Annotated in this window: 10 protein-coding genes; 4 read left to right on the top strand and 6 right to left on the bottom strand. The window is 70.7% G+C overall.

Features of this window, described 5'->3' with window-relative positions; translation table 11 throughout:
- Window positions 1-130: 130 nt before the first annotated feature.
- The 6 genes from F6W97_RS32955 to F6W97_RS32930 all read right to left on the bottom strand — a co-directional run bounded on the left by F6W97_RS32955 (window position 131) and on the right by F6W97_RS32930 (window position 8,276).
- Window positions 131-1,489 carry a pectate lyase family protein gene (locus tag F6W97_RS32955; RefSeq protein WP_155374451.1) on the bottom strand — a complete coding sequence of 453 codons (1,359 nt, stop codon included), beginning with the start codon at window positions 1,487-1,489 and terminating at the stop codon, window positions 131-133.
- A 178-nt stretch (window positions 1,490-1,667) separates the two neighbouring features.
- On the bottom strand, window positions 1,668-2,783 hold the full coding sequence (locus F6W97_RS32950; protein WP_155374450.1) for a Gfo/Idh/MocA family protein: 1,116 nt from the start codon (window positions 2,781-2,783) through the stop codon (window positions 1,668-1,670).
- An 85-nt stretch (window positions 2,784-2,868) separates the two neighbouring features.
- A complete protein-coding gene (locus F6W97_RS32945) occupies window positions 2,869-4,227 on the bottom strand; it encodes a mannitol dehydrogenase family protein (protein WP_230687172.1) in 1,359 nt (452 codons plus the stop codon).
- Complete coding sequence (locus tag F6W97_RS32940) at window positions 4,224-5,504, bottom strand: enolase C-terminal domain-like protein (protein WP_155374448.1); 1,281 nt, start codon at window positions 5,502-5,504, stop codon at window positions 4,224-4,226. Before F6W97_RS32940 ends, F6W97_RS32945 begins: the two co-directional genes overlap by 4 nt.
- Window positions 5,501-6,958, bottom strand: coding sequence for a glucuronate isomerase (uxaC, locus tag F6W97_RS32935; protein ID WP_155374447.1), 1,458 nt, complete (start codon window positions 6,956-6,958; stop codon window positions 5,501-5,503). The genes F6W97_RS32940 and uxaC overlap by 4 nt, the downstream gene beginning before the upstream one ends.
- Before the next feature lie 4 nt (window positions 6,959-6,962).
- The gene (locus F6W97_RS32930; protein WP_155374446.1) at window positions 6,963-8,276 is read right to left on the bottom strand and encodes a Gfo/Idh/MocA family protein; all 1,314 of its coding nucleotides are present in this window, start codon (window positions 8,274-8,276) and stop codon (window positions 6,963-6,965) included.
- A gap of 247 nt (window positions 8,277-8,523) precedes the next feature.
- Here F6W97_RS32930 and F6W97_RS32925 point away from each other — a divergent pair, with 247 nt between their 5' ends.
- From F6W97_RS32925 to F6W97_RS32910, 4 genes are all read left to right on the top strand, one after another.
- Entirely contained in the window at window positions 8,524-9,570 is a 1,047-nt protein-coding gene (locus F6W97_RS32925) for a LacI family DNA-binding transcriptional regulator (RefSeq protein ID WP_155374445.1), read from the top strand.
- Window positions 9,571-9,575: 5 nt separating this feature from the next.
- Entirely contained in the window at window positions 9,576-10,937 is a 1,362-nt protein-coding gene (locus F6W97_RS32920; RefSeq protein ID WP_155374444.1) for an ABC transporter substrate-binding protein, read from the top strand.
- A 155-nt stretch (window positions 10,938-11,092) separates the two neighbouring features.
- The gene (locus F6W97_RS32915; RefSeq protein WP_407924630.1) at window positions 11,093-12,079 is read left to right on the top strand and encodes a carbohydrate ABC transporter permease; all 987 of its coding nucleotides are present in this window, start codon (window positions 11,093-11,095) and stop codon (window positions 12,077-12,079) included.
- Entirely contained in the window at window positions 12,079-12,912 is an 834-nt protein-coding gene (locus F6W97_RS32910; RefSeq protein WP_155374443.1) for a carbohydrate ABC transporter permease, read from the top strand. Before F6W97_RS32915 ends, F6W97_RS32910 begins: the two co-directional genes overlap by 1 nt.
- The last annotated feature ends 1 nt before the right edge of the window (window position 12,913 follow it).

Here is a 12,913-nt window from a genome sequence, read left to right as displayed (position 1 = left end):
ACCCGGTGGTCCGGCACGGGTGTGCCGGAGGGCGCCACCAGGGTGCGGGAGCTCTGTACGCCGTCGGTGAGCGGGACCGCCGGCTTGCGATGCCCGGCGGCCGGGCAGGGTCCGGCCGCCGGGCATCGGGTCAGCGGGCGCCGAGCCGTCCGGCGCCGGAGAGCAGCGTGGCCAGCGGTACCGCCCAGCCGGGCAGCGGCTGGTACGCGCGCAGGGTGGGCGTCCAGCCCGCGTCCGCGGCGAAGTCCGGGTCGTGGGCCTCGTTGTACGCCGCCAGCAGGTTCAGCGGGCCGGGGCGGGTGTCGCCGACCCGGCCGAAGCTGCCGCGCTCGGTGACGGCGGTGCCCTTCCAGTCCTTCAGCACCCGGTCGGCGGTGATGCCGTCGGTCAGCGTGAAGTAGTTGTTCTCCAGGTACACCGCGGACTGGATGCCCAGGCCGACGCTGTAGTCGTAGAACTCGGCGACGCGGAACGTGTTGTTGTACACGTCGACCTGCCCGAACCGCACGCGCGGCGCGCGCTGGCCGACCCCGTCGAAGATGTTGTGCCGCAGGGTGACCCGCAGCTTGCCGACGTCCGGGCCGACCGTGTCCGAGGAGCCGATGAGCATGGTCTTGTCGTGGTGGGTGAACACGTTCGCCGACACGGTGACCAGGTCGGACGTGTGCGTGATGTCGCACGCGCCGTCGTGCACCTGCCACGGGCGGCCGAAGTACACCGGCTGGTTGCTGTCGGGGTTGTCGCCGTCGCTGAAGGTGTTGTGGTCGATCCACACATTCGTCGAGCGGCGCACCGAGACCAGGTCGTACTCGGAGTTCCAGTTGCCCTCGGCGCCGTCGGTGGGCCGCCAGCGCGGGAAGCAGTCGGCCGCGTCCTCGAAGTTGAGGTTGCGGACGATCACGTTGTTGCCGCCGTCGATCATCAGGGTGAGGTGGCGCAGCGTGGCGCCGCCCAGGCCCAGGATCGTGGTGTTCGGGCCGACCCTCAGCTCGGTGCGGGCCCGCTGGTTGGCCACCGAGCGCACCCGGGCCGCCTCGATCGGGCCGCTCGGGTCGGTGGCCCGGCCCCAGACCGCCGGGTCGTACGCGGCGAGGTAGCTCTCCAGCGTGTAGCCCGGGTCGGCGAGGTCCGCGCAGGTCAGGGCCGTGCCGTCGGCGGTCTTCAGGCCGTCGATGACGCCCTCGACGAAGACGATCTTCGGCTCGGCGCCGGTCAGCGCGGCGGCCAGCTCGTCACGGTTGCGGACCGTGAACACGTGGGCGTCGTCAGCGGCCGAGCCGCCCGTGGTGCCGGCGCCGGAGGCCGCCCAGCCGTCGTTCGCGGCGAGCGGCTGGCGGGCGAGCTGCTGCGCCCACCAGCCGGGGCCGCTGGGGTCGCCGGTCGCCGCCGCGGGCGCCGCGCCCGTCAACAGCAACAGCACGCCGAGGACGGAGCCGGTGGCGGCCCGTCCGACCCGGCCGCGCCCGACAACACTGTCTCGCTTTCGCATCGCGCTCTCCATATGTGTCCGATGTGTTACCTCACCAGGAACATAAGAAAGTGGCGACAGTGAAGTCAATGGATTGGAATAGCAGCTTTGTTGCAGCGATAAATGAACAGTATTGGCTGGTCCGGCCTCCGCAAAGGCCGGATCCTGCGACTATTCAAAATAGCCTTGCCACGCTTGTTCAGCCGTTTGCAGTCCCGCCCGGAACGTTTGCATGCCAGGGCGCGGAAAGCTCGCTCATCAGGGCCCCCTCGGCGGCGCAACGGCGCAGCACCGCGTTCACCCCGACCAGCGTCCGGTGCCCGTCCTCGACGTCCAGCGCCGCCGCGGCGACCTGGTAGGGCGGCTGCGCCACCCGCAGCTGCTCGATGACCGTGGTGAACGACGCGGTGCGGGCCAGCCCCGACAGCAGCGGGACCCCCGAGGCGCGGTGCGCCAGCAGGTTCTCCAACAGCGACTGCCGCCCCTCCACCAGCACGGCCGCCGGGTCGGCAGGCAGGCGCAGCCGGTCCTCGCGGAACGTCAGCTCAGCAGAGCCTCGGTCGCCGTACACGATGAGCTCGCCGTCGACGAACTCCTCCCCCGCCAGCGTCACCGCGACCAGCACGGTGACCCCGCCGGAGAGCGTGACGCGCAGGGTGGCGGTGTCCTCGACCTCGATCGGGCGCACCCGCAACCAGTCCACCTCGACCCGGATGACGGGCAGGTCCAGCACCGCCAGGGCCTGCATCACGGCGTGCGCGAACGGGTTGGCCAGCGCGCCGTCCAGAGACGGCCGGCCGTTCACGCTGCGCCGCCCGGACCAGGGCGAACGCGACCAGTAGGCGTCGTCGCGCCGCCAGCAGCCCAGCACCGAGACCTGCCGGACGGTGCCCAGCCCGCCCGCGGCGACGGCCTCGCGCAGCCGCGCCAGGGCCGGTGAGGCCAGCGACTGGAAGCCGACCTGCACCACCCGGCCGGTCGCGTCCTGCTCGGCCAGCAGCGCATCGTGCTCCACCCGGTCGAGCACGGGCGGCTTCTCCAGCAGCACGTCAGCCCCCGCGTGCAGCGCGTCGCGGGTCAGCGCCAGGTGCGTGTGCGGCGGCGTGCACACGATGACGACCTCGGGCTTCACCTCGGCCAGCATCGCGACATGGTCGGTGTAGATCGGCACGCCGTCCGGCGGGTCCACCACCGGCTGCGGATCGGCCAGCCCGACCAGCCGGATCAGCCCTCGCTCGGCGGGCTCCACCAGGTTCTGCCGGTGGTGCAGCCCATGTCCGTTCGCGCCGATCAGCGCCACCGACGTGGCCGTCATGCCGTCCTCCCTCGACTTGTCGTCCGGGCCGCAGGCGACCGCCGGAGCCGGCGGTCGGCGGCGGTCCGCGACGCGGCGCAGGTCATCAGCGCACCGCCGTCCGGACCAGGTCCGCCGCGCCGTGCGTGGCCAGTGCGGTACGCCATTCCTCGATCATGCGGCGGTGCGTCGGATCCGGCACCTCCAGCACGCCGCCGGGGCCGAACAGGGCCTCGGTGCTCAGGTCCGCGCGGACATCGGCGGCCCGCGGGTCGTCCAGCGGCAGCGCCTGCCCGGCGTCGCCCGTGCCCTCGGCGAACCTCGCCCAGGCGGCGACGATCAGCGTGGCCAGGGCCGGGTCGGCGACGGTGTTGAGCACCGACAGCACCCGTTGCGGCAGCTTCTGCGTGCCGTCCATGGCCACCTGGAGGCAGCGATGGCCGAGCCGCGCGTTGGCGAAGCGCTCCAGCGCCGCGTCGCCATAGCCCGCGACGGTGACCCCGTCGGGGGGCGTCATCGAGGCCGTCACCTCGGTGGCGACATACCGGCGCAGCAGGTCGGCCATGCCGGGCAGGGCCACCGCGTCGGCGATGCTCTCGCAGCCGGCCAGCGCGCCCAGGTACGCCAGGCCGCTGTGCACGCCGTTGAGGCCGCGCAGCTTGAGGTGCTCCCACGGGGTGACGTCGCCGGTGAGCACCGCGCCTCCCGCGGCCCAGTCGGGCACGGCCCCGGCGAAGGAGTCCTCGATGACCCACTGGCTGAACGGCTCCCCGGCGACCGCGGCCAGGTCCCGAGCGCCCAGGCAGCGTTCGGCCGAAGCGAGCGTGCCCGCCGTGGTGGCCGGGACGATCCGGTCCACCATGCTCGACGGGCAGCGCACCGAGACGTCGTACCAGTCGCGCAGCTCGGCCGGGATCATCCCGGACAGCAGCTTGTCCAGCACGACGCCGTTGGACGGCAGGTTGTCGCAGCTGAGCAGGGTGATCGGGCCGGTGTCCGCGCGGGCCCGCGCGATCAGGCCGTCGACCAGCAGCCGCGGCACGGCCGCGTCGGGGGCGTACGCCTTCTCCGTCACGGTCAGCGTCACCACCCGGATCGCCGGGTCGGCCAGCTGGGCGACCACGCCTGCCGGGTCGCTCGCGGCGTGCACCGTGCCGGTCAGCGCGCCCATGACGCGGGTGCGCTCGGCCGACGCGTCGAGCGTCACGATGCTGTAGAGGTGGTCCTGCGCCCGCAACGCCTCCAGCACGTCGCGCGAGCGCGGCGCGACGGCCACGATGCCCCAGTCGCCGCCGCGGGCCGCCATCGCCGCCTCGATGTAGACGGCCTGGTGGGCGCGGAAGAACGCGCCCAGTCCCAGATGCAGCACACCGGCCTTGGCCTCGCCGGGCCGCACGGCCGGGCGGCTCTCGGCGGGCAGCCGGGAGAGCGTCGCCCGGCCGAGCCGGGTCGCGGGGACCGTCATCGCCATACCGGGCCGTCCGGGAACGAGAAATCCGCGATCGACTCCGGCTTGAGCGTCACCGAGTAGCCCGGCTGCGTCGGAAGCTGGTAACGGCCGCCGACCACGGTGATCGGGTCCTCGAAGTGCTCGTGCAGGTGGGCGACGTACTCCACCATGCGCCCGTCGAGCGAGCGGCCGAGCCGCAGGTAGTCGAAGATCGACAGGTGCTGGACGTACTCGCACAGGCCGACGCCGCCCGCGTGCGGGCACACCGGCACGCCGAACTTGGCCGCCATCAGCAGGATCGACAGCACCTCGTTGACGCCGCCGACCCGGCAGGCGTCGATCTGGCACACCTGGATCGCGTCGGCCTGCATGAGCTGCTTGAAGATGACCCGGTTCGCGGCGACCTCACCGGTGGCGACCCGGATCGGGTTCACCGACCGCGCCACGGCCGCGTGCCCGAGCACGTCGTCGGCGTGGGTGGGCTCCTCGATCCAGTACGGGTTCACCTCAGCCAGCACCGCCATGTTGGCGATCGCCTCGTCGACGTCCCAGACCTGGTTGGCGTCCATCATCAGCAGCGCGTCCGGGCCGATCTCCTCGCGGATCAGCCGGGCGCGGCGGATGTCGTCCTCGATCGGCCCGCCGACCTTCATCTTCATCGCCCGCCAACCCTGGGCGTACGCCGCCCGGGTCAGCTCGCGCACCTGCTCGTCGGGGTAGCCCAGCCAGCCCACCGAGGTGGTGTACGACGGGAACCCGTCGCGCTCCAGCACCGCCAGCCGCTCGGCGTATCCGCCGTCGTCGGCCAGCAGCTCCAGCGCCTCGGCCGGGGTGATCGCGTCGGTGATGTGGTGGAAGTCGACGCTGGCCACCAGCTCCTCGGCCGGCATCTCGGCCAGCAGGCGCCACATCGGCTTGCCCTCGGCCTTGGCCCGCAGGTCCCACACCGCGTTGACCAGCGCGCCGGTCGCCATGTGGATGACGCCCTTCTCCGGGCCCAGCCAGCGCAGCTGCACGTCGGCGCTCAGCGAGCGCCAGAACGTCACCGGGTCGGCGAAGATCTCCTCCAGCGTGCGGCCGACGACGTGGTGCGACAGGGCCTCGATCGCCGCGCAGGCGATCTCGTTGCCGCGGCCGTTGGTGAAGGTGAAGCCCGCGCCGAACAGGCCGGACTCGGTGTGCAGCTCGACGTACGCGGCGCTGTAGTCCCCGCGGTTGATCGCGTCCGAGCCGTCGCCCGCGGCGGCGGTCGGGAAGCGTACGTCGTGCACCTTGGCGTCGATGATTTTCATGACTGTCCTACTCGGAAGATCTTCTTGGGCAGGTGGTATGCCAGGTCGGCGATGGTCTCCGCGGCCTCGTCGAGGCCGAGGCGGTGTTCGGCGACCAGGCGCGCGAGGAAGCCCGCGTCGACCCGGCGGGCCACGTCGTGGCGCACCGGGATGGAGCAGTACGCCCGGGTGTCGTCGACGAACCCGGCCGTGTTGTAGAAGCCCGCGGTCTCGGTGACGCCCTCCCGCCAGCGGCGCAGTGCCTCCGGCGCGTCGAGGAACCACCACGGCGCGCCGACGAACATCGCCGGGTAGCCGCCGGCCAGCGGGGCCAGCTCGCGGGTGAAGGTGTACTCGTCCAGCGTGTAGACGACGACCCGGAACCGCGGGTCGTGCCCGAACTCGTCCAGCAGCGGCCGCAGCGCGTTGGTGTACTCGGTGGCCACCGGGATGTCCCCGCCCACGTCGCGCCCGTGCGTGCGGAACAGCGCCGCGTTGTGGTTGCGCGACGATCCCGGGTGCAGCTGCATGACCAGCCCGTCGTCGAGCGACATCCGGGCGAACTCCATCAGCATGTGTGCCCGGAACGCCTCGGCCTCGGCCGGCGCGACCGGCGGCCCGGGGATCACCGGGGTGCCGTCGGGCGTCACGGCCAGGCCGTCGTGCAGCGCCCGCTCGAACAGCAGCTTGGCGTCATCGGGTGACAGCGAGCCGGTCGCCGCGGTCGGGTGGCCGTGATCGGAGCAGGTCGCGCCTGCGGCGATGAAGTCCAGCCGCCGCTGCGCCAGCGCGGCCAGGAAACCCTCGTAGGTCGTGGTGTCGAGGCCGGTGATCTCGCCGAGCTTCGCCACCCGCGCCGCCCAGCCGGGCCAGTCCATGTCCACCAGGTCGTCCGGGCGGAACGTGGTGATCACGCGCCCGCCGGGGCCGCCCCAGCCGTCCGCGGCCAGCTTGGCGTGGCGGGACAGGTCGTCCAGCGGGGACTCGGTGGTGGCCAGCACCTCCAGGTTGAACTTGCCGAACAGCGCCCGCGGCCGGTATTCCGGCTGCTCCAGGCGCGAAGCCAGCTCGTCGTACACCCGGTCGGCGGTCAGCGGCCCGAACGGGGTCTCGATGTCGAACACGGTCTTGAAGGTCTGCTCCAGCCACAGCCGCGACGGCGTGCCCCGGAACAGGTGCCAGTGCTGGGCGAAGGTGCGCCAGATCGCCCGCGGGTCGGTCTCCACCGGGCCGCCGTCGACGCGCGGCACGCCCAGCCGGTCGGGCGTCACGCCCTGGCTGAGCAGCATGCGCGTCACGTAGTGGTCGGGCACGATGATGAGCCGGGCCGGGTCCGGGAACGGCGCGTCCTCGGCCAGGATGCCGGGGTCGACGTGGCCGTGCGGGCTGATCAGCGGCAGGTTCCGCGCGTGCGTGTAGAGCTCCCGGGCGATCGCCCGGGTACGCGCCTCCGCCGGGAACAGCAGGTCGTCCACGTCGTCACTCCCATTCCGAGATGTCGAGCAGTTGCGCCACGTCCACGCTGCGCCCGGAGGCGATCGACGCGTTCGCGGCCAGGCCGGTCAGCAGCGAGCGCGCGCCGTCGAGCGCCGTCGCGGACCGGTGCAGCGGGTCGGCGTCGCCGCCGAAGAGCACCCCGGTCATGCGCACGTCCGCACCGCCGTGGCCCTGCCGGTCGTACGCCGCCACCGGCACCTCGACCGGCGGCTCCCAGAACCGGCGCAGCCGCAGCGAGACGCTGCCGCCCTCGGCGGCCGCCTCCACGCCGTGCAGCGCGGCCGAGTGCCCCTTGACCGCCCCGGCCACTCCGGGCGCGACGTGGTCGGACTCGACGATGTCGAGTTCCAGGCGGCCCCGGCTGCCGTTGAAGGCGATCCGGTAACCCTCCCAGGGCGCGTACGCGGTGAGGTGGTACGACATGGTCGCGCCGCTGGCGTAGCGGACCAGCACCGACATGTCGTCCTCGATGTCGGTGCCGGGCGCGAACACGTTCACGTCGCGGTGATACCCGTCGTGGGACTCGGCATCGAGGTACAGCTCGGCCAGATTCGGGTTGTCGGCCAGGTGCAGCGCGAACGGGTCGCCCTGCGCGGCCGGCGCGCCGTGGGCGCGGGCGTAGTCGCGGGCGTAGCCGTGGCGGGCGCCGCCGTCGCCGTAGAAGAACAGCCGGCCCTCGGCGGTGACCCGCACCGGCGTGCTGTTCAGCCACCAGTTGACCAGGTCGAAGTGGTGGGTTGCCTTGTGCACCAGCAGGCCGCCGGAGTTGGCCCGGTCGCGGTGCCAGCGGCGGAAGTAGTCCGCGCCGTGGCGCACGTCGAGCAGCCACTCGAAGTGCACCGAGCCGATCTCGCCGATCGCGCCCTCGGCCAGCAGCGTGCGGACCTGCTCGTGCACCGGGTGGAAGCGGTAGTTGAAGGCGACCCCGACCTTGCCGTCGTTGCGCTTCACCGCCTCCAGGATGCGCCGGCACTTGGGCACGTCCACCGTCATCGGCTTCTCCGTCACCACGGAGCACCCGGCGTCCAGCGCCGCGACGATGTACTCGTCGTGCGTGGCGTCGACGCTGCACACCACGAGGGTGTCGACGCGCTCCTTGGCCAGCATCGCCGGCACCTCGCCGGCGTCGTAGGCCACGGCGGGCGGGGCGCCCGCCGCCTGCAGGCGGCGCTGCTGGGCGGCGATCCGAGCGGGGTTGACATCGGCTAGTGCGACAAGCTCGCCGTGCTTGTTCAGGGCTTGGGCGAACATCTGCGCTCGAGCCCCGGTCCCCACGATCGCGTACCGCGTGGTCATCCGGCCTCCTGGGCCTCATGCGACTACAAACGTTTGCAGCAGAACTAACCATCAGGCTCCGATCGCGTCAATGGTTGCCCCGGAATCCGCCTTGATTGTCCCCATATTTCCCAGTGCGGACACCGCCAAGGTCCACTGTCGAAACCAGATCGACATCTTCACCCGTTGACACGGTCGCAACCGTTTGCATTAATGGGTCACCACCGTGATAGCCAACACAGGATCGCGTGTACACAAAGGAGTGCAGGTGCCGGCCACTATCCGCGATGTCGCCAAGGCCAGTGGCGTGCACGTCTCCACCGTGTCCCGCGCGTTCAGCGCACCACAGTTGGTGAACGCCGAGACCCGGGCCCACGTGCTCGCCGCGGCGGAAGTGCTGGGATACCGGCCCAACCGGGCCGCCCGCGCACTGATCACCGGGCGCACGCACAACATCGGGCTCATCGTGGCGGACATCGCCAACCCGTTCTTCCCGCCGCTGATCAAAGCGGCGGAAAGTCACGCCCGCGGCCGCGACTACCACGTCTTCGTCGCCGACACCAACGAAGACCCCGGTGTCGAGGAGGAGCTGGTGCTCGCACTGGCCAAGCAGGTGGACGGGGTGCTGCTGTGCAGCCCCCGCATGAGCAACACGCAGATCGAGCAGCTGTCCCGCGAGGTCCCGCTGGTCGTGGTCAACAGGCCGGTCCCCGGCCTGCCCGCGGTCGTGATGGACGTAGCGCAGGGCGCCCGGCTCGCGGTCGAGCACCTGGTCGGCCTCGGGCACCGCGAGATCGCCCTGCTGGGCGGCCCGCGCGGGTCCTGGACCAACCGCGAGATCCGCCGCGCGGCCACCCTCGCCGCCCGCAACGCCGGGGCCGAGCTGGTGGTCCTCGGGCCCAACGCGCCCACCGAGGAGAGCGGATCGGCACAGGCCGAGGCAGTGCTGCGGGCCGGCGTCAGCGCCGTGCTCGCGTACAACGACCTCATGGCCGTCGGCCTGATCGACGCACTCGACCACCGCGGGGTCAAGGTGCCGGATCAGATCAGCGTCGTCGGAATAGACGACACCGCGCTGAGCCGCCGCACCCGCCCCATGTTGACGACGGTGGCCACCCCCACGGCGGCCGCCGGACGGGCGGCCGTCGACATGCTGCTCCAGCATGGCGACGACCGCCGCACCACCGCATTGGTAACGCTTCAGACCGAGTTGGTCATCCGCGACTCGTCAGGCCCGGGCCCGCATCGCACTGCGGGCCCGGGCAGGCGGCAGCAACCGCCCCTTGACGGTGTCGCTTCCGAGAGCAGGGAGTGAAAGCTATGCACCCAGCGACACCCGCGCCGGCCGACGAGCCGACGCAGCACAACGGTAGCCTGCCGGCGGGTGGCTTGAACCGCCGCCATCTGCTGCGTCTACTCGCCGGAACGGCCATCGCCGTGCCCGCGGCCGGCCTGCTGGCCGCCTGCGGCGACGACGAGCCCGCCGTCGACCCGAACGCCCCGGTCACCGTCTCCTTCTTCTGGTGGGGCGGCGAGGCCCGCGCCAAGCTGACCGAAGAGGCGCTGAAGCTCTACACGAGCAAGCACAAGAACGTCACGATCACGCCCACGTGGCAGGCGTTCACCGGGTACTACGACAAGCTCGCCACCATCTCCGCCGGTGGCAACGCGCCGGACATCTTCCAGCTCGACGACAACGGCCTGGCCGAGTACGCCGGCCGCAACGTCACCCTGGACCTGTCCAAGTACACGGCGAGCAAGAAGATCGACGTGTCGAACCACCCCGAGAGCCTCACCAAGTACGGGCAGCTCGGCGGCAAGCAGGTGGCCATCGCCACCGGCGAGAACACCCCGGCCATCATCTTCGACAAGACGAAGCTGGCCGAGCTGGGCGTCGAGGCCCCGCAGGTGGGCTGGACCTACGACCAGATCATCACCTGGGGTGCGGGCATCACCACCAAGTCCGGCGGCAAGTACTGGGGCCTGATGGACCCGAGCTCGGACTACAAGGCGCTGTGGCTGTGGCTGCGCGCCCAGGGCAAGGAGTTCTACGACGGCCCCAAGATCGCCTTCACCGAGGCGGACCTGGTCGCCTGGTTCCAGCTGTGGGTGGACGCCCGGGCCAAGGGCGCGACCCCGCCGGCGGATGTCTGCCACGAGGCCGTCACCGGCAGCGTCGCGACGCAGCTCGTGGTGACCAAGAAGGCCGCCGTGTCGTTCATGTGGTCCAACCAGCTCTCCGAGATGCAGAAGGCCACCAAGAACGACCTGGGCATGACGGCATACCCGGGCGACCCGAAGGGTCAGTGGGCGCGCGCGTCGACGTACTGGGCGGCCTCGCGTACCACCAAGGCCCCTGACGTGGTCGCCGACATCATCAACTTCCTGGCCAACGACGTGGAGGCCGGCAAGATCCTGGGCGTGGACCGGGGCCTGCCGAACAACCTCGACGTGCGCAAGGCGGTCTCCGACGCGCTGACCGACCAGAAGATGAAGGACACCGTCGCCTTCGAGAACGAGATCACGCCGAAGTTCGGCCCGGCCCCCGCGCCGCCGCCGAAGGGCCACAGCGGCCTGCGCAACACGCTGCGCGACATCGCCGAGACGGTGTCGTACGGCAAGGCCACCCCCGAGGCCGCGGCCAAGCAGTTCTTCACCGAAGCCGCCTCCGCTCTGGCATGACCGGACGCTGGTGAGCAGCCTCGGCGGGCGCCGTACAGTCGCCCGCCGAGGTCAGCCGCCAGCGGACGCGGGCCCGGCCCGGCCGTTCCCGGGCCGGGGCCGGGCCCGTTCCATTTCCGCCGTTCATCGATCTCGTTCCTGGAAGGGGACCGCGCGTGGCACTCACCACGGCTTCCCGACCGGCCCTCCCGGTTCCGGCGCCAGCGCCGCCGCCGGCGCGCGGCCGGCGCAAGAAGAACTACGCCTCCCGCCGCTCCGAGGGCCTGGCGGGCTACGTCTTCCTCTCCCCGTGGCTGATCGGCCTGATGGCGATCACCGCGTTCCCGATGCTGCTCTCGCTCTACCTGAGCTTCACCAACTACGACGTCCTGTCGAGCTGGGAGTTCGTGGAGTGGGTGGGCTTCGACAACTACAAGAAGATCTTCACCCTCGACCCGACCTTCTGGCAGTCGGTGCGGGTCACCCTCACCTTCGGCCTGATCGCGATCCCGCTGAAGCTGGCCGCCTCACTGGGCGTGGCCCTGCTGCTCAACAAGGAGCGCCGCGGCGTCGGCCTGTTCCGGGGCATGTTCTACCTGCCGTCGCTGCTCGGCGGCTCGGTGGCGCTGGCCCTGGTCTGGGTCGCCATGTTCAACCGCGAGGGCGCGTTCAACGCCGGGCTGAGCCTGTTCGGCATCGAGGGCAACAACTGGATCAACGACCCGGACTGGGCGCTGTCCACCCTGATGGTGCTCACCATCTGGCAGTTCGGCGCACCGATGGTCATCTTCCTGGCCGGCCTCAAGCAGGTGCCCACCGAGCTGTACGAGGCCGCGCAGGTTGACGGGGCCAGCAAGACCCGGCAGTTCTTCCACATCACGCTGCCGATGCTGTCGCCGGTCATCTTCTTCAACCTGCTGCTGGAGACGATCAACGGGTTCCAGGGCTTCACCTCGGCGTTCGTCATCAGCAACGGCACCGGTGGCCCGCTGGGCTCCACCAAGCTCTACACCCTGCACATCTACGACAAGGCCTTCACCGACTTCCAGATGGGCTACGCCTCCGCGCTGGCCTGGATCTTCCTGGCGGCGATCGGCCTGATCACGATCGTCTTCTTCAGCACCGGCAAGTTCTGGGTGCACTACTCGGACGGAGAGAACTGATGGCCCGCGTACGTGGATGGGTGCGGGTGCTGGCCCTGCTCGGCGTGCTGGCGATCGTGCTCTACCCGCTGATCTGGGTGCTGGGCTCCTCCCTGAAGTCGCCCACCGAGGTGAGCAGCAACCTCTCCATCTGGCCCCAGGAGCTGACCTGGTCGAACTACTCCGACGGCTGGAGCTACATCCCCGGCGTCAGCTTCGGCCGGTTCTTCATGAACAGCATCGTGATCTCGCTGGCCACGGTGGTGGCGAACGCAATATCCTGCCTGGTCACCGCGTACGCCTTCGCGCGGTTGCGGTTCTGGGGCCGCAAGGGCTACTTCGCGCTCATGATCGCGACGCTGCTGCTGCCCGGCCACGTGCTGATCGTTCCGCAGTACGTGCTGTTCAGCGAGTTCGGCTGGATCGACACCCCGCTCCCGCTGATCCTGCCGAAGCTGCTGGCCACGGAGGCCTTCTTCATCTTCCTCATGGTCCAGTTCATGCGGGGCATCCCCCGCGAACTCGACGACGCCGCCAAGATCGACGGTTGTGACCCGTACCGCACGTTCTGGCACGTCATCCTTCCGCTGTCGCGACCTGCCCTGATCACGACCGCCATCTTCTCGTTCATCTGGACCTGGAACGACTTCTTCACCCAGCTGGTCTACCTGCCCAGCGTGCCCAGCTACACCGTGCCGGTGGCGCTGCGGCTGTTCATCGACTCCAGCGGCCAGACCTCGATCGGCCCGATGCTGGCCATGTCGGTACTGTCCCTGCTTCCGGTGTTCCTGTTCTTCCTGGGCTTCCAGCGCTTCCTGGTCCAGGGCATCAACACCAGCGGACTGAAGGGCTGAA

Origin of the sequence: Catellatospora vulcania, from assembly GCF_009720385.1 — a bacterium.
In the GTDB taxonomy this organism is placed as follows: domain Bacteria; phylum Actinomycetota; class Actinomycetes; order Mycobacteriales; family Micromonosporaceae; genus Catellatospora; species Catellatospora vulcania.
The sequence above is the reverse complement of the archived record's forward strand: the minus strand, read 5'-3'. Positions and strand labels throughout refer to the sequence as shown.